This window comes from Actinomyces oris (assembly GCF_006546825.1).
Classification (GTDB): Bacteria; Actinomycetota; Actinomycetes; order Actinomycetales; family Actinomycetaceae; genus Actinomyces; species Actinomyces oris.
Genome location: NZ_VICC01000002.1, coordinates 14,240 through 30,534, shown reverse-complemented (window position 1 = coordinate 30,534; position 16,295 = coordinate 14,240). Strand labels below are relative to the sequence as shown.

Annotated in this window: 16 protein-coding genes; 8 read left to right on the top strand and 8 right to left on the bottom strand. The window is 67.7% G+C overall.

Annotated elements, in window-relative coordinates:
* Window positions 1-106: 106 nt before the first annotated feature.
* Entirely contained in the window at window positions 107-1,039 is a 933-nt protein-coding gene (locus FK267_RS03125) for a TrmH family RNA methyltransferase (RefSeq protein WP_075374056.1), read from the top strand.
* A 1-nt stretch (window position 1,040) separates the two neighbouring features.
* On the opposite strand, the gene FK267_RS03120 is transcribed toward FK267_RS03125, so the two are convergent.
* Both FK267_RS03120 and FK267_RS03115 read right to left on the bottom strand, forming a co-directional pair.
* The gene (locus tag FK267_RS03120; RefSeq protein WP_141406293.1) at window positions 1,041-2,321 is read right to left on the bottom strand and encodes a glycosyltransferase; all 1,281 of its coding nucleotides are present in this window, start codon (window positions 2,319-2,321) and stop codon (window positions 1,041-1,043) included.
* A 217-nt stretch (window positions 2,322-2,538) separates the two neighbouring features.
* A complete protein-coding gene (locus tag FK267_RS03115; RefSeq protein WP_141406292.1) occupies window positions 2,539-3,159 on the bottom strand; it encodes a TetR/AcrR family transcriptional regulator in 621 nt (206 codons plus the stop codon).
* Window positions 3,160-3,424: 265 nt separating this feature from the next.
* On the opposite strand from FK267_RS03115, the gene FK267_RS03110 reads away from it, so the two are divergent.
* The 4 genes from FK267_RS03110 to FK267_RS03095 all read left to right on the top strand — a co-directional run bounded on the left by FK267_RS03110 (window position 3,425) and on the right by FK267_RS03095 (window position 6,934).
* Entirely contained in the window at window positions 3,425-4,210 is a 786-nt protein-coding gene (locus tag FK267_RS03110) for an amino acid ABC transporter ATP-binding protein (protein ID WP_003786219.1), read from the top strand.
* An 89-nt stretch (window positions 4,211-4,299) separates the two neighbouring features.
* Window positions 4,300-5,280 (top strand): glutamate ABC transporter substrate-binding protein, encoded by a 981-nt coding sequence (locus tag FK267_RS03105; protein ID WP_075378293.1) that lies wholly within the window; start codon window positions 4,300-4,302, stop codon window positions 5,278-5,280.
* A 125-nt stretch (window positions 5,281-5,405) separates the two neighbouring features.
* A complete protein-coding gene (locus FK267_RS03100; protein WP_003786217.1) occupies window positions 5,406-6,062 on the top strand; it encodes an amino acid ABC transporter permease in 657 nt (218 codons plus the stop codon).
* On the top strand, window positions 6,059-6,934 hold the full coding sequence (locus tag FK267_RS03095; RefSeq protein WP_075378291.1) for an amino acid ABC transporter permease: 876 nt from the start codon (window positions 6,059-6,061) through the stop codon (window positions 6,932-6,934). Before FK267_RS03100 ends, FK267_RS03095 begins: the two co-directional genes overlap by 4 nt.
* Before the next feature lie 46 nt (window positions 6,935-6,980).
* On the opposite strand, the gene FK267_RS03090 is transcribed toward FK267_RS03095, so the two are convergent.
* The 3 genes from FK267_RS03090 to FK267_RS03080 all read right to left on the bottom strand — a co-directional run bounded on the left by FK267_RS03090 (window position 6,981) and on the right by FK267_RS03080 (window position 8,250).
* Window positions 6,981-7,376, bottom strand: coding sequence for a type II toxin-antitoxin system VapC family toxin (locus FK267_RS03090; RefSeq protein WP_141406291.1), 396 nt, complete (start codon window positions 7,374-7,376; stop codon window positions 6,981-6,983).
* Window positions 7,373-7,630 (bottom strand): type II toxin-antitoxin system Phd/YefM family antitoxin, encoded by a 258-nt coding sequence (locus FK267_RS03085; protein ID WP_198498145.1) that lies wholly within the window; start codon window positions 7,628-7,630, stop codon window positions 7,373-7,375. Before FK267_RS03085 ends, FK267_RS03090 begins: the two co-directional genes overlap by 4 nt.
* A gap of 161 nt (window positions 7,631-7,791) precedes the next feature.
* Window positions 7,792-8,250: a MarR family winged helix-turn-helix transcriptional regulator gene (locus tag FK267_RS03080; RefSeq protein ID WP_141406290.1), complete on the bottom strand. Its 459-nt coding sequence runs from the start codon at window positions 8,248-8,250 to the stop codon at window positions 7,792-7,794.
* 47 nt (window positions 8,251-8,297) lie between these two features.
* On the opposite strand from FK267_RS03080, the gene FK267_RS03075 reads away from it, so the two are divergent.
* Window positions 8,298-8,657, top strand: a complete 360-nt coding sequence (locus FK267_RS03075) for a hypothetical protein (protein ID WP_081379328.1) — start codon at window positions 8,298-8,300, stop codon at window positions 8,655-8,657.
* 40 nt (window positions 8,658-8,697) lie between these two features.
* On the opposite strand, the gene FK267_RS03070 is transcribed toward FK267_RS03075, so the two are convergent.
* From FK267_RS03070 to FK267_RS03060, 3 genes are read right to left on the bottom strand one after another with little or no spacing between them, the layout of a single operon-like run.
* Complete coding sequence (locus FK267_RS03070; RefSeq protein ID WP_141406289.1) at window positions 8,698-10,368, bottom strand: ABC transporter permease; 1,671 nt, start codon at window positions 10,366-10,368, stop codon at window positions 8,698-8,700.
* Window positions 10,368-11,384 (bottom strand): ABC transporter ATP-binding protein, encoded by a 1,017-nt coding sequence (locus tag FK267_RS03065; RefSeq protein ID WP_141406288.1) that lies wholly within the window; start codon window positions 11,382-11,384, stop codon window positions 10,368-10,370. Before FK267_RS03065 ends, FK267_RS03070 begins: the two co-directional genes overlap by 1 nt.
* On the bottom strand, window positions 11,381-12,244 hold the full coding sequence (locus FK267_RS03060; protein ID WP_141406287.1) for a MerR family transcriptional regulator: 864 nt from the start codon (window positions 12,242-12,244) through the stop codon (window positions 11,381-11,383). The genes FK267_RS03065 and FK267_RS03060 overlap by 4 nt, the downstream gene beginning before the upstream one ends.
* Before the next feature lie 214 nt (window positions 12,245-12,458).
* On the opposite strand from FK267_RS03060, the gene pheS reads away from it, so the two are divergent.
* Together pheS and pheT are read left to right on the top strand one after the other, a co-directional pair.
* Window positions 12,459-13,544 (top strand): phenylalanine--tRNA ligase subunit alpha, encoded by a 1,086-nt coding sequence (gene pheS / locus FK267_RS03055; protein WP_075378284.1) that lies wholly within the window; start codon window positions 12,459-12,461, stop codon window positions 13,542-13,544.
* A gap of 1 nt (window position 13,545) precedes the next feature.
* Entirely contained in the window at window positions 13,546-16,203 is a 2,658-nt protein-coding gene (gene pheT, locus FK267_RS03050) for a phenylalanine--tRNA ligase subunit beta (RefSeq protein ID WP_141406286.1), read from the top strand.
* The last annotated feature ends 92 nt before the right edge of the window (window positions 16,204-16,295 follow it).

Sequence of the window (16,295 nt, the reverse complement as noted above, 5' to 3'; positions counted from 1 at the left end):
TAGAGTCACCACCTGATGCGATGTGAGGTGATGAAAGGTTGTTGGGTCTGGGGCGACATACTGTTGATGTTCTGCCCTTCGTCTTGCTCTCCCGTAGGATGTCGCTATGAAATTTGCGGTATCTGAGGACCCTGACGAACTTCTAGATGACTCCGCCGAGCGTCCGCATGCCCGCGGGCCGCGGCGGCGCACCGTCAGTGAGGGCCCGGCCGCCGGCCACGAGGTGCTGAGCAATCCGACCTCGGCCCGAACCTCCCGGGTGGCGGGCCTGTCCCGCCGCAACTCGCGGACCAAGCATCGGCGCTTCCTCGTCGAAGGACCCCAGGGCGTGCGCGAGGCCGTCCGGCACGCCCCCGGCCGCGTGCTCGACGTCTACCTCACCGAGGCGGCCCTCGAGCGCCACAGCGATATCTGGGACGAGGCCGTGGCCGCCGGGCTCTACGTGCACGTCACCACCCAGCAGGTCATGGACGCCATGAGCCCCGACGCCCAGGGCCTCCTCGCCGTCGTGGCCACCGAGGAGGCCACCGGCTCCGAGGCGCTGGCCGCCGCCCTGGAGGGGGCCAGGCTCGTCGCCGTCCTCACCCAGGCCCAGGACCCCGGGAACGCAGGCACCATCATCCGGGCCGCCGACGCCGCCGGCGCCGACGCCGTCGTCCTCGTGCGCGGCAGCGTGGACCCCACCGCACCGAAGGTCGTGCGCTCCACCGCCGGAAGCCTCTTCCACCTGCCCGTGGTCACCGGCGTTGCCCTCGACGACGCCGTCACCGCTCTCCACAACGCCGGACTCACCGTCCTCGCCGCCGACGGACGCGGGGACTTCGACCTCTTCGAGGCCGAGTCCCTCCTGGAGGCCCCCAGCGCCTGGCTGCTCGGCAACGAGGCCCACGGACTGCCATCAGAGGCGCTGAGCCGAGCCGACGCCGTCGTCTCCATCCCCATCTACGGCAAGGCGGAGTCCCTCAACGTCGCCGCGGCCGCAGCCGTCTGCCTCTACGCCAGCGCCCGGGCACAGGCCCAGAACTCTGGCCGCAGCTGACTCACAGCAGCTCGCAGATCGCCTCAGCGGCCCGGCCCGGTCCGTCGAGTCCCTCCATGAGCCCGGCCATCCGCCTGGCGCGTGAACGCATGCCGTCGTCGGCCAGGGCCTGGCGCACCAGCTCCGCCCAGTCGGTCCTGCGAGTCTCCCGTTGCGACACGAGCCTGGCCGAGCCGAAGGCCGCACAACGCTGCACGTTGAAACGCTGCTCGAACTGCAACGGAATCCCGATGAAGGGCCACCCCTGGACACAGCTGGTCTGTACCGTTCCCTCCCCGCCGTGAGTGATGGCCAGGTCGACAGCGTCGCCCAGCTGGTGGGCCGGAAGCCAGTCAGTGACGTGGATATTGTGTGGAAGAGTCTCCAGGTCCTCCTGGCGAAGGTGTGAACGTACCGGAGCCAGTACCTGGCAGTCCGCCCGGCCCAGGCCTGCCAGCACGTGAAGGACGAGGTCACGGTTCCCCGATGAGCCCATGGCGAAGTACACCAGGGGCTGGGGGCCGGCGGCCAGGTCGGCCAGGAACTCGGGGAGCTCCCCGGGCAGCTGGGCGTAGACCGGCCCCACCACCCGGTGCCCCTGAGGCATCCTCAGCCACTCGGGCAGCAGGTGCGGGGCAGTAGCGATGAGATTGAGATCGGCAGTGAGCCCGTTGAGCACCCCCTGGGGCAGCGAGACGCCATTGGCCCTGGCCACAGAATGGAAGGAACGAGGCAGGGGGAGCCGCGTCCCGAGCGCATGGAGCGCGTGAGCGGCCACGTTGTCGACCAGGCACTCCTCCGGGGAGGTACGGGGCAGGAATCCGGTGGCCCCGGCGGCGCGCGCTGCTTCCAGGTGCGCCAGGGAGTAGGCGAAGGGCCGTACGAAAACCAGCGGCACGCACTCCGCCCGCGCAGAAATAAACTGGCTGGGAGTTACTCCGATGACAACGGCGTCCGGACGCAAGGAACGCAGCAGGACGCGCTCACTCGTCACCCGCTGGGCGAGCATCTTCTCCGTGAACGGGTGACGCAGACTGCGGCCCTGGTCGAAGTCCAGCGCCAGCCTTCCCTCCTCCTCACTGAGGTAGGGGGTCAGCAGGCGGAACTCGAAGCCCGCGGCCCTGATGTACTCAGTGTTACGTGGCGAGAAGCCGGCGAAGACGCACTCGACGTGCGAAGGCATCCGGCGGGCCACCTCGATCGCACGGGTCACCTCGGCGAAGTTGAATGTCTCCGGAGCGAAGAGGACGCGCGACGTCCTGCGGCGTACAGCTACCACATCTCCAGTGGTGCCTTGAGGCATGATCGGCTCTCCTTCTGAGAGCGAGGGGTGCCACAGTGCGGGTGAGCCCTCATCGTTGTTCTATTGTACGTCTTGTACAACCGGGGGAGAGAGTAGCACGTTCGCGCCTACGCGAACGCCTTTTTTACGATGGGTTCGAAATACTGGAAGAAAGTGTGAGCGGCCCCGGGGAAGGTCTGAGTCTCGATGCGGCTCGGTTCGCCCTTAGTGCTCGCCCTCAGCGGTCGCTCACCGGCTCGGGGGTGTGCTCGGCGCCCTGGCGAGCCTGGGACACCAGGCTCCGCAGTGTCTGGGCGGACATGTTCGTGATGGTCTCCTGGCTGATCTCGGGGTGATCCAGCCAGGCCAGGCACAGGGAGATCATGGTGCTGATCCACACGTGGGCGGCGAACATGGCGCGCGCGTCGGGCTCGGGGATGCCCATGAGCATGAGGACGAGGCGTTCGTAACGCTCGAAGCTGGTGGCCAGCGCGGCCGCGATCTCAGGGTCCTGGTCAAGACCTCCGGTGTGAAGCGCTCGAAGGCTGTCTGGCCTGGCCTTCACGTAGCCCGCGAACGTGGAGATCGCCCCTTCCAGGGTCAGTGCCGTCTGCTGCTCGACCAGGCCGTGAAGGTGAAGGATCTCGTACTCCACGATGGCGCGGGCGAAGGCCATCTTGGAGGGGAAGTAGTGATAGAAGAGCGTGCGTGAGACACCGGCCCGCTTGATGATCTCGTTGACGTGAGTGCGGTCGAGCGTCCCCTCCGCGAACAGCTCGACGCCGACTCTCACCAGCTCCTCCCGACGCTGCTCGGGCTGGAGTCGGCGGCGCGGATCGGTGGTATTCGCGGGGCTCATGCAGATGAGACTACGACCGCGTGGTCGGCGTACGCGGTTAGGCGCTCTGTATGGCGTGTGAGCATCGTCCCAGGTTCGGGGGAGTTGTGAGACGGTTGACGCTCCGGTTGGAGACGGTGCTACTCTTCCTGACGAGAGGTTGGAACTCTCTGATATGTGTAGGCCGACACAAGCCAAGGAGGAATGCAGTGCGCATGCGGATGTGTTGCTGTTGCTGTCGATGAGACAGATGACGCTCCCATACCCATGTTGAGACGAGGTACTCGTGACCGCATCCGCACCCTCTCCTGACCAGACCGCCGCAGACCGGGACGATGACGTCCTGGTGCGGATCAGCAACGTCACCAAGTACTACGGCCGTTTCAAGGCTCTCGACGACGTCTCCCTCGACATCCACCGTGGTGAGGTTGTCGCCGTCATCGGCGCCTCCGGATCGGGCAAGTCGACCCTATGCCGTACCGTCAACCGCCTCGAGCCGATCCAGGAAGGGCAGATCGAGATCGACGGAATCCCGCTGCCTCAGGAGGGCCGGGCCCTGGCTCAGCTGCGCGCCGAGGTGGGAATGGTCTTCCAGTCCTTCAACCTCTTCCCGCACCGCACGGTCCTGGACAACATCACCCTGGCGCCCATCAAGGTGCGCGGCATCCCCCGGGGGCGGGCTGAGGAACGTGCCCGTGAGCTGCTGGCCCGAGTCGGCCTGGAGGACCAGGCCGACAAGCGTCCTTCTCAGCTCTCCGGAGGTCAGCAGCAGCGCGTCGCCATCGCCCGCGCGCTGGCGATGGACCCCAAGCTCATGCTCTTCGATGAGCCCACCAGCGCCCTGGACCCGGAGATGATTAACGAGGTCCTCGACGTCATCAAGGACCTGGCGGCCTCGGGTATGACCATGCTCGTCGTCACCCACGAGATGGGCTTCGCCCGCTCGGTCGCCGACCGGGTCGTCTTCATGGACGGCGGCCAGATCGTTGAGTCCGGCCGGCCCGCCGAGTTCTTCTCCTCCCCGCGCACCGAGCGCGCCCGCGACTTCCTCTCCAAGGTGCTCAGCCACTGAGCCCCGAACCGCATCCTCTCCCGAGTGCGGCGACCACCGCAGGCCCAGCGCCTGGGACGGCCCCTCCCCGTCCGAACGAAAGGAACACCATGACCACCCTCTCCCGCCGCGGACTCCTGGCCACGACCGGCGCCCTCTCCCTGGCAGGCGTCCTGGCCGCCTGCGCAGACACGGGCGCCGATGGCAAGGCCGTCGCCTCGTCGTCGGCTTCCGACGCCGACTACGACAAGGCCATCAACTCCGGTCCGGTGGCCGCCGCCGACGTCGTGGCCGCCTCCCCCTGGGCCGCCTCCGTGAAGCAGGCGAAAAAGCTCGTCACCGGTGGGACCAAAACCTCCGAGGTCTTCTCCTGGGAGGACTCCAAGACGAAGAAGATCTCCGGCTTCGATGCGGCCATCGCCCAGGCGCTGGCCCGCTACATCATCGGCGGAGACGACGCCCGCTCCCTCCTCGAGGTCCAGCAGGTCACCTCCGAGACGCGCGAGACCGTCCTGACCAACGGTACGGTCAAGGCCGTCATCGCCACCTACACGATCACCCCGGAGCGGGCCAAGAAGATCGACTTCGCAGGCCCCTACTACGCCTCCAGCCAGGCCATCCTGGTCAAGGCCGATAACAAGGACATCACCGGCGTCGACACCCTCACCGGGGACGTCGCGGTCCAGTCCAACTCCTCGTCGGCCGCCGCCCTGAAGAAGTACGCCCCCAAGGCCACCGCCAAGCCCTTCGACACCCAGGCCAAGTGCGTCGCCGCCGTCGAGAGCGGGCAGGTCAAGGCCTACGTCGTGGACCAGTCCCTGCTCAAGAGCGAGGTCCTGTCCAATGACAAGGTCAAGATCGTCGGTGAGACCTTCGCCGAGGACCCCTACGGCATCGGACTTCCCAAGGACTCCGGGGCACAGGCCTTCGTCAACACCTTCCTCAAGACGATCGAGGATGACGGCACCTGGAAGAGGATCTGGGAGGCGACGATCGGCAAGTCCCTCGGTGGTGACGCTCCTCAGCCCCCGGCCCTCGGCTCGGTGCCCGGGTCCTCGGCCGGCGGCGACGCGACCGCGCAGAGCTCCTGAACGTCCTCATTGCCTGTCAGGCTCGCTGCGTCGTCGGCCTGAGCGGACTCGCCGCAGGGCCGACGGCGCGGCAGCCGATAGCATTCCCGTCATGGTGACGACCTGCATCGTTCAAGGAGGCGACTGTGAGTGCCATTACCGACAATCTCCCCGCTATCGGTTGGGGGCTGCTGGTCACGCTGGTGATCTCCGTCCTGTCCTACCTGGGTGGGCTGCTCCTGGGGTCGCTTATGGCCATCTTCCGGGTCGGTCCCATTCCTCCGCTGCGTGCGCTGGGTGCGGCGTGGGTGACGGTGGCCTGCAATATCCCCAATCTGTGCCTCATGGTGCTTGTCGGCCTGGCGCTGCCTCATGTTGGTATCACCATCCCGCTGTTCTGGTCGGTGATCGTGGCGCTGGTCTTCTCCTCATCGGGATTCGTGTGTGAGACGGTCCGCAGCGGGATCAACTCGGTGCCCAAGGGGCAGATTGAGGCCGCCCGTGCACTGGGCATGCCCTTCGGGCTCATCATTCGCGGCATCGTCCTGCCTCAGGCGCTGGCCCGCACGATCCAGCCACTGGTCAACATCTTCATCGCCTGCCTCATCGGCTCCTCGCTCGCCGCGGCGATCGGCGTCGTCGAGCTGACGGCCGTGACGCAGAGAATCAACCAGGAACGAGCCGCGGGAGTCATCACCTTCCTCACCTCCGGCCTTACCTACCTGGCCATCGCCTTCGCCGCCACGAAGGTCGGCGGGCTCCTTGAGAGGCGCCTCGAGTTCATGGGGAGGGGGCGAGCATGAGCTCAGACATCATGCCGATGACAGAGCCCCGTCCACGCCGTCAGCGGAGTCAGAGCTCCGGGGTGGCGGATGCGGCACTGCTCTTCGATGAGCCCGGGCCGCGGGGGCGCATCCTGATCGCCATCGGATCAGTCGTCGCCGTCATTGGAATCGCGGCGCTGGCGGCCGCGGTCCTCTACCGGCTGGACCTCGCGGGACAGCTCGACTATCCCAAGTGGCGCTACTTCCTGGGGCAGTCGGTGGTCAGCCAGCTCCTGGAGGCGGCCAGGACCACGTTGACCCTGGGAGGCGTTGCCGCGGTGCTCACCTTCCCTCTGGGAATCGCCTTGGGCTGGCTCCGCTTGCTGGACAACCGCCCCATCAAGTGGCTGATAGGCCTGTGGATCGATGCCATGCGGGCGGTGCCGATGCTGCTGCTCGTCTACTTCTTCCTCTTGGTGGTTCCCCGCTTCGCCACGATCTCGGACTTCTGGAAGCTGGCACTGCCCATCGTCATGTGCACCTCGGCGACGACGGCGGAGGTCTTCCGCTCCGGTGTTCGGGCGCTGGACCGTGGCCAGACGGAGGCCGCTTGGGCACTGGGGATGAGTCCATCGCTCACGATGCGCCTCATCCTGGCGCCGCAGGCCCTGCGCCTCATGCTCCCAACCCTTATCACGCAGATGGTGACCATCATCAAGGGGACGACGCTGGCATACGTGCTCGCCTACCCCGAGCTCATGTATCGCGGTTCCACCATGATCGGCCAGGCGAAGATCGATGCCCATTTGTCGGTCTTCTTCCAGACCTACGTCATCATCGCCGTGCTCTACATCATCGTGAACTGGTCCCTGGGGGCGCTGGCCCGCTACATCGAGTCGCGTACCCGCTGAGGGCGGGGCGACCTTTTGCCTCACCCTCAGCGGGAGGAGTCATCTCTTAGGAGGGTGCCACTGGCGAGAGGTTGCAGTGACGTGCGGCATTTTGCATCTCGATGTCATAGGTGATGATGGCGTCTGCTTGAATATCCAGTGCCACTGTCAGGTGGATGGCGTCTGCTGCCCTCAATCCCAACGATGTTCTAGCTGCGTCAATGAGCTTCGACCTTGATATGTCGATGAGGTTGATCCCTGAAAGGAGAGATGCGACCGTCTCCTGATCGAGTTCACTACGTCGTCGAGCGGCGCAGTGGAGCTCAGTGTGCAGGAGGAAAGAGGAACATAGTGAGTCTCCGTCGGTTGTATGCGATGTGAGCCAGGCAGCCAGTGGCTCAGACTCCTTCTCCTCAATGAGGAGCTTCAAGGCCGCGGAGGTATCGAGGTAGTAGACGCTCATTGTTCCCCGCGAAGATCGTCCAGTACGTCTTGGGAACTCACGTCTGCTGTGCGTTTCAGGGCCCTGAAGTCGACATGCGTCGCTTCACGGACCGCTCCTTGCCACTTGAGGATGGAGAGCCGGTCCCGGGAAATAGGCGAGAGTATCGCAACAGGTTCACCATTGTTGGTGATCTCAAACGTTTCACCAGCCTGAACTCGGTGGAGGATCGCGGCGCTGTTGTTGCGCAGTTCCCGGTGCATGATCGTCTGCATGTACATCACCCCGTAGCAACTGTAGCACCGCCTTCCGTCGTCAGGTGGGCAGGTCGCGTCGGGTGTAGGCGACCAGGCCGGTCATGATGCCGATGAGGTCGACCGTGGCGTGGGCGGACCAAGGTTCGTTCCTCGCGTCGGGGCCGGTGAGTGTACCTGGGCTAGGCCTCGTCTTGACCTGTTGCCGTAGCGGCGTGAAGGAGGGAAGGCAGGAACCTATCCAAGGCTTGTTGATCGTCGGGGGTGAGGTGTGTGCGCAGGTCGGCGTCGAGTCTGCTGGCGACGTCGGTGGCAGCCTTCAATAGTCTGCGCCCTTCGTCGGTGATCTCGATGGTCTGCACTCGACGATCGCTCCGACTGCGTGTCCTGCGCACGGCACCGGCGCTGGTGAGCTGGTCGACCAGTGTGACCACCAGGCTTGGGGCGACATGAAGTTGTGTGGCGATCTCGCGTTGAGAGGTCGCCACTCCGGCGTCGACGACGGCAAGCAGTCCCACTTGTTTGTGGGACAGGCCGATGTGCTCGATATGTCTCGAGAAGGACTGGGTGATCTGGCTGCCCGTGACGCCGAGCTGGAAGCATGTTGAGGACAGGATTGTGTGGCCATCTTCTCCGGTCATGAGAACAACGGTACAATACAGAACGATTCAGAAGTGAACGATAAGGGGTGGTCCTCATGCCGTGGTGGCTTGCGTTGCTGAACTCGGCGTTGGGAATCGTCTGTGCAGGGTTCGGTGTCGGTGCGGTGATCCGTCCGCAGGCACTTGCGCCGTCTGGCTATGGCGGGCGAGAGGGGCGTTTCTATCCGGCCATGTACGCGGCTCGAGGCATCCCGCTCGGATTGCTGGTCGCTGTTGTTGTCTGGCTGGATCCTGCTCGGCCGCTGACCTTGCTTGTCCTGGTCGCAGCGGCGGTCGCCCAGCTAGGAGACGTCGCTATCGGTGTCGTGCACCGCGTGCCGGGAATGGTTGCGTTCCCTCTTGTCGTGGCCCTTCTTCACCTGGTCACTGCGGCCTGTGTGCTCTGAGAGCAACAGAAGATGACGAGGTAGAGAATGCGTCTTGTTGTCAGGCGGGCAGGTCGCGTCGGGTGTAGGCGACCAGCCCGATCGTGATGCCGATGAGGCCAACCAGGGCCTGGACGGCCAAGGGCTTCCAGTCCGGGGTTCCGACGACGTCGAGATGGTGGCCGAGCACGCTGAGATCCTTGGCCCAGTCCTTGAGCTCGACGAGTCCGCCGAAGAACTGGGCGAAAGCGCTCCAGGTGACGGCCGCCCAGGACAGGCCGGCCAGTTTTGGTGCCAGACCCACCAGGGCCGTCGCGATCCCGATGGCTGCCACCATGCCGGGCAGCTGGCTCACGGTGAACACGAAGGATCGCGCCACGGCGTGGTCGTCGGTGAGCTGAGTCGCCGTCGTCGCCGCCAGAACCGTCGCCGAGACCAGCAGCAGGACGATTGACTCGATCAGTGCGCACAGAACCTGGGAGAGGAGCACTCGGCCACGACTCACCCCGACGGCCAGCTCGACCTCCACCAGTCCCGCGCGCTCCAGGCCCGCCAACCCGTTCACCCGTCGCACTGCCGCCACGGCCACAAGCAGCGTCGTGACCACCGTCATGAGGGACATGAACTGCTCCACCGGGGACCCCACGGCCATCTTGCCGACCCAGGAGGCCGTCGGAGAACCGGGGGCCAGCAGATCCTTGATGCTGCCGGACACCGAGCCGTACAGGAGTGCCAGAGCCGTCGAGGCCAGGGCCCAGCCGACGAGGCTCCGCCATGACAGGCGCCCGAGCAGATCCATGTGCCCCCGCACCCGCCACCGGCGCCGAGACGAGCTGCGGTCGGGCAGGTAGCCGTCCAGGTACTCACGGCGCGCGGCGAGCACTGCGGCGCTGAGCATCACAGCGATGGCGATGGCGCAGCAAGCCAGGAGCACCGCGAACCGGTCATCGGTGTAAGGGCGCACGAGGTCGCGCCACCCCAGGGGAGTCAGCCACCGGAGCCAGTCCGAGTCGGTGCTGTCGGAGATTTGGTCGGCGCTCACCCGCATCGCGAAGGCGAGTGCGAGCACCAGCATGGACAGGCCCCTGGCCTGGCCCACTTGACGACCCAGCTGGCAGGCCACTGCCGCGATAGTCGAGAACGCCCAGCCCGTCACGCAGATCGTCCCGGCCAGTGCCCAGGCCCCGCTCACCGTCAGCTCCTCGATGCTCCCGGTCTGCCAGGTCAGAAGGCCTCCGACGCCCGCAGACAGGGCGCCGACCACCGCCCAGACCAGGGCCACCGGTACGAGAAAAGGAACCGACCTGCCCGCGCCCGTGGCGCGCAGAACCTCGACGAGCCCCTCATCCTCATCGGCCCGCAGTACCCGGCAGGTCAGCAGAATCGCCATGAGTGCGGTGCACACGAGCAGGAAGGTCCCCGTCTCCCACTGCAGGAGCTGGCCGAGCCGGCCGGGCAAGGGGACATAGCCGTAGAGCAGGCGAGTCCCCGGAGACTTGCGCATCTGCTCGATGAGCACTGTCCGGGTCGCCAATGAGGGGTAGACGCTCTCGTAGCTCGGTGCGGTGACACCGACCAGTAGCCACAGGGGCACCAGCCAGGCCACGATCTGAAACCGGAATCGTCTGAGCAGAATCCGCAGGTAGGCGTCCCAGCCGGCAAGGGCGCTGGTTGCGTTAGAGCTGATAGTTGGTGCTGACGCGCCCGCAGCTGTGCTCAATACGGCGCTCATCAGGCCTCCTCGTAGTGACGCAGGAAGAGATCCTCCAAGCTGGCCGGCTCGCAGGTGACGTCCTGGATCCGGTGCTCGCCCGCCAGGCTCAGCACCGCCGGCACCTGCTCCGCCGCCACCTCAAGGCTCAGGCGGCCACCATCCTCGACGACGTCGAGCCCCAGGGCCTCCACCGCCTGCCTGACGGTGCCGAGCTTGTCGCTTGCGGCCCCCAGCTCGATGCGGGTGCGCGACAGCCGCCGCAGGGTCCCCAGGTCGCCCTGCTCGACGACCCGGCCGTCCTTGATGATCGTCACCGCACTGCACAGGCGCTGGACCTCGGCCAGGATGTGACTGGAGAGCAGAACCGTGCGGCCCTCGGCAGCGGCTCTGGCAACCTCCTTGGTGAAGACCCGTTCCATGAGCGGATCCAGGCCGCTGGTGGGCTCATCGAGCACCAGCAGGCTCGTGGGCGCGGCCAGGGCGGCCACGAGTGCCACCTTCTGCCGGTTCCCCTTGGAGTAGGTCCGTACCCGTTTGCTCGGATCCAAGTCAAAGCGCTCAATGAGCTCGGCCTCCCGCTCGGCGTCGCGAGAGCCGCGCAGCCCGGCCAGGGCGTCGAGCACCTGGCCACCGGTCAGGGCCGGCCACAGCGCCACGTCACCGGGAACATAGGAGACCTGCCGGTTGATGAGCGCGGCCTGCCGCCACGGCTCGCTGCCCAGCACGCTCACGCTTCCACCATCGGGCCGGTAGAGCCCCAGCAGGACACGGATCGTGGTGGATTTCCCCGCCCCGTTGGGGCCGAGGAAGCCGTGGACGCTGCCCGCCTCCACCGTCAGGTCCAGGCCGTCGAGCGCCCTGAAGCGCCCGAAGTGCTTGACCAAGCCGCACACGCGCACCGGCGGCTCGCCGCCGGAGCCCAGGTCACGAACCGCGGTGGGAGAGGAGTCCGTGGTGGGCTCATCCCTATCCGAGCGGGACGTCGCTGCTGACATACTCGTTGCCTTCTGCGCCTTGGCGCTCTTGACTCTCACAGCACTGGTTCCTCTCCCGCCGAGCGGCGGATTGTTGCGGCGAAGTCCGGATCGGTGAGCATGAGCTCGATGAGCTCAGCCACGAAGGCCTGCTGAGCAGGATGGGGGTAGCTGCAAGTGGTCAGCACATGGGTCAGTCGCCACATAGCGCGCCCCAGGGCTCCCGAGGGAAGATCGTTCAGGACTGCCAGGGCGTGCTTCTTGTGGCGGCACGCCAGTGTCCAGCTGTTGTGCGCGAGCCGGTGCGCCTCAGCGCGCCCCTCGGCCTCGCTCAGCGTGGCCAGGCGGGCGAAGTCCGCGACCTGCTGGGCGGACAGCTCGCGATCGTCCTCATCGAGCGCCTCGATGAAGGGGATCGCACTGTCGGGTACCATGCCCAGAGAGGCGAGCACCACCATCATCTGGCGCTCAGCCCGCAGGCCGCGCACACTGCCGCCCAGCCGGACGATCCGAGCCTCGATGTCGTCGTAGAAACGGCTCAGGGCACTGGGAGCGGGGGACAGGCCCTCACCGCGCTCCACCCGGGCGATGAGCTCATCGACCCGGGACGCCTGCTCGGCCAGGCTGCGCTGCTGGGCCTCGATCGTGCCTCGCGTGGCGCGCAGATCGCGCAGCACCGCCTCACGGCGGGAGTCCTGATCGGTGCCGATCGTGTCCGAGGCGAGCATCTCCGCCACCTGGGTCAGCGACAGTCCGCCGTCGGCCAGCCACCGGATACGCAGCAGACGGGCCACGTGCTCGACGCCGTACTCGCGCCGCCCCCGCACCGTGGGCGGAATCTCCAGCAGACCCAGGTGGTGGTAGTAGCGCACCGCCCTCGGCGTGGTACCGGCGATCCGGGCGAGCTCCTTGACGTTCATGAATCCATCCCAGCAGGTGACGTCACGTCACCGTCAAGTCCCACGTGGCGGCAACCTCGTCGGAGCCCAGAACCAACCCATGCCCAACCCACGACTGAGTTGGGCAGCGGCCACCGCGCCACCCCGGTGACGGGACGATTCACACCCACGCGACGGCGCGGACTACCCTTAAGGGCGGACAACCCCGGAGACACCTGGTGGAAGGCACCGCAATATGACTGACGCTCCCGGCGCGCTCTCGCCCCTGGACGAGGACGGCATCAACGCCGCCGTCGAGGAGGCCCTGGCCGCCTTCGCCGCAGCCGGCACCCTCGCCGAGCTCAAGGAGGCCCGCCTGGCCCACACCGGCGACGCCTCGCCCCTGACCCTGGCCAACCGGCTCATCGGCACCCTGGACAAGGCGGACAAGCCCACCGCCGGCAAGCTCCTGGGCGGCGCTCGCGGGCGCATCGCCAAGGCTCTGACCGCCAGGCAGGAGACCCTCGAAGCCGCCGCCGAGGAGGAGATGCTGCGCACCGAGGCCGTCGATGTCACCATCCCCACCTCGCGCACGCAGGCCGGTGCCCGGCACCCCCTCGACGTCCTCATCGACGAGGTCACCGACCTGTTCGTCGCCATGGGCTGGTCCATCGCCGAGGGCCCGGAGGTCGAGCACGAGTGGTTCGACTTCGACGCCCTCAACTTCGACGCCGACCACCCCGCCCGCCAGATGCAGGACACCTTCTACATCGACGGCGCCAGCGTCGGGGCCGGAGTGGGGCAGGCTGCCAACCTCGTGCTGCGCACCCACACCTCCCCGGTCCAGGCCCGCGTCATGCTCGATCAGCAGCCCCCGATCTACGTGGCCTGCCCCGGCAAGGTCTTCCGCTCCGACGAGCTCGATCAGACCCACACCCCCGTCTTCCACCAGGTCGAGGGCCTGGCCGTGGACAAGGGCCTGACCATGGCGCACCTCAAGGGCGTCCTCGACCACTTCGCCAAGGCCATGTTCGGCCCCGAGGCACGCACTCGCCTGCGCCCCTCCTTCTTCCCCTTCACCGAGCCCAGCGCCGAGATGGACCTGTGGTTCCCCCAGAAGAAGGGCGGCGCTGGCTGGATCGAGTGGGGAGGCTGCGGCATGGTCAACCCCAACGTGCTCACCGCCTGCGGCATCGACCCCGAGGTCTACACGGGCTTCGCCTTCGGCATGGGCCTGGAGCGCACCCTCATGCTGCGCCACGGAATCGCCGACATGCATGACATCGTCGAGGGCGACATCCGCTTCTCCCAGCAGTTCGGCACCACCGGAAAGGGAAACTGACATGCCCTACGTCCCCATTGAATGGCTGCGCGAGCACGTCGACGTCCCCACCGGCCTGAGCGCCGAGCAGCTCGCCGCCGACCTCGTGCGCGTGGGCCTGGAGGAGGAGCGCATCGTTCCCCCGGCCGTCACCGGCCCCCTCGTCGTCGGCAAGGTCCTCACCCGCGAGGCCAAGGAGCAGTCCAACGGCAAGGTCATCAACTACTGCCGCGTCGACGTCGGCCCCGAGCACAACGACGCCCCCGGCACCGGCAAGGAGCCCTCCGACCTGCCCAGCCGCGGCATCGTCTGCGGCGCCCACAACTTCGACGTCGGGGACTACGTTGTGGTCTGCCTGCCCGGCGCCGTCCTGCCCGGCGACTTCCGCATCGCCGCGCGCAAGACCTACGGACACGTCTCCGACGGCATGATCTGCTCGGCCCGCGAGCTCGGCATCGGGGAGGACCACTCCGGCATCATCGTGCTCCAGCAGTGGCTGGCCGAGCACGGCCACGAGGGCGAGGAGCCGCCCGCCCCCGGGACCGACGCCATCGGCATCCTCGGCCTGGGGGAGGAGGTCCTGGAGATCAACGTGACCCCGGACCGCGGCTACTGCTTCTCCATGCGCGGCGTGGCCCGCGAGTACTCCCACTCCACCGGCGCCCGCTTCACCGACCCCGCCGACGCCACCAACGCGGGGCTCTACCCCAACGGCGTGGCCCCCGCCGGGGAGGGCGGCTTCGACGTCGTCATCCCCGAGGACACCCGCCCCATCCACGGGCGCCCCGGATGTGACCGCTACGTCGCCCGCCTCGTGCGCGGTATCGACCCGAGCGCCCCCTCGCCGACCTGGATGCAGGACCGCCTCACCGCCGCAGGCATGCGGCCCATCTCCCTGGCCGTGGACGTCACCAACTACGTCATGCTCGACCTGGGCCAGCCGCTGCACGCCTTCGACGCCGGCAAGCTCACCGCCCCCATCGTCGTGCGACGCGCTCAAGAGGGGGAGCGCCTCACCTTCCTCGACGAGGTCACCCGCAGCCTCGACCCCGAGGACCTGGTCATCTCCGACTCCCCGGAGAGCGAGGGCTCCCGGGCCCTGGTCCTGGCCGGCGTCTTCGGGGGGTCCCTCAGCGAGGTCGACACCGACACCCGCGACGTCCTCATCGAGGCCGCCCACTTCGACCCGGTCAGCGTGGCCCGCTCCTCCCGACGGCACAAGCTGCCCACCGAGTCCTCCAAGCGCAACGAACGTGGCGTGGACACCGAGCTGGCCCCCATCGCCGCCCAGCGCGCCGTTGACCTGCTCGTGGAGTACGGCGGCGGCACCGCTGATCCCGTGGCCACCGACATCAACCGCACCCGGGCCCCCGAGCCCATCACCATGCGCGCCGACGCCGCCGAGCGCCTCACCGGCGTCGCCTACGGAACCGAGCGCGTCACCGAGCTGCTCACCACCATCGGCTGCACCGTGGAGCGCGGTGGCTCCGCCGACGACGGAACCGCGCTGCTGACCGTCACCCCGCCGACCTGGCGCCCGGACCTGGTGGGGCCTGCCCACCTGGCCGAGGAGATCGCCCGCCTCGACGGATACGATGCCATCCCGGTCATCGTGCCCACGGCCCCCGCCGGCACGGGGCTGAGCGCCGACCAGAGGGCCCGCCGCGACATCGTGCGCGCCCTGGCCGACGCCGGACTCACCCAGGTCCTGTCCTACCCCTTCATCGGGGACATCCACGACCTGCTCGAGATTCCCGCCGACGATGCTCGCCGACAGACGGTCCGTCTGGCCAACCCCCTGGCCGAGGACGCCCCCTACCTGCGCACCAGCGTGCTCGACTCCCTGGTCGACGTCGCCCGGCGCAACGTCTCGCGCGGCCTGACTGACGTTGCCGTCTTCGAGGTCGGCTCCGTCACCCACCCGGCCGGTACCGTTCCCGCCCCGATCCCCGGAGTCTCCGCGCGCCCCAGCCAGTCCGAGGAGGCAGCCCTCGAGGCGGGCATTCCCGCCCAGCCCACCCACGTCGGCGCCGTCATGACCGGTGAGCACGAGCGCTCCGGGGTTCTCGGGGCCGGCCGGCCCTGGGACTGGGCCGACGCCGTCGAGGTGGTCCGCACCGTGGCCGCCGCGCTCGGGGTCACGATCGAGGTCCGCGCCCCCGAGTACCCCTACGCCCCCTGGCACCCCGGCCGCACCGCGGAGATCCGCCTGCCTGGCCGACGTCGGGGCAAGGAGATCGAGCCCGGCAGGCTCGTCGCCCACGCCGGCGAGCTCCACCCGCGGGTCGTCCGCGCGCTCGGACTCCCCGAGCGGGCCTGCGCCGTCGAGATCGACCTCGGCCCGCTGCTGGAGACCGCCCGCGACGCCGGGGCGCTCCAGGTCAAGGCCGTCTCCACCTTCCCTGCGGCCAAGGAGGACATCGCCCTGGTTGTCGACGAGACCACCACCGCCGCTGAGGTTGAGGCCCTGGTCAGGCAGGCCGCCGGGGACCTGGCCGAAGAGGTCCGCCTCTTCGACGTCTTCCGCGGCCCCCAGCTCGGCGAGGGCAAGAAGTCGCTGGCGTTCTCCCTGGTGCTGCGAGCCCCTGACCGCACGTTGACCGCCGAGGAGACTGCCGGCGTGCGCAAGCGCGTGGTCAAGCGCGCCGCCAAGCTCCTCGGAGCCGAGCTGCGCAGCTGATCCACGCAGGTCACGCCAGTTGTCCCGGCAGCACTGAAGGCCATGATGTGATGCACATCATGGCCTTCAGTGCTCCTTCCGTGCTTTTGTCG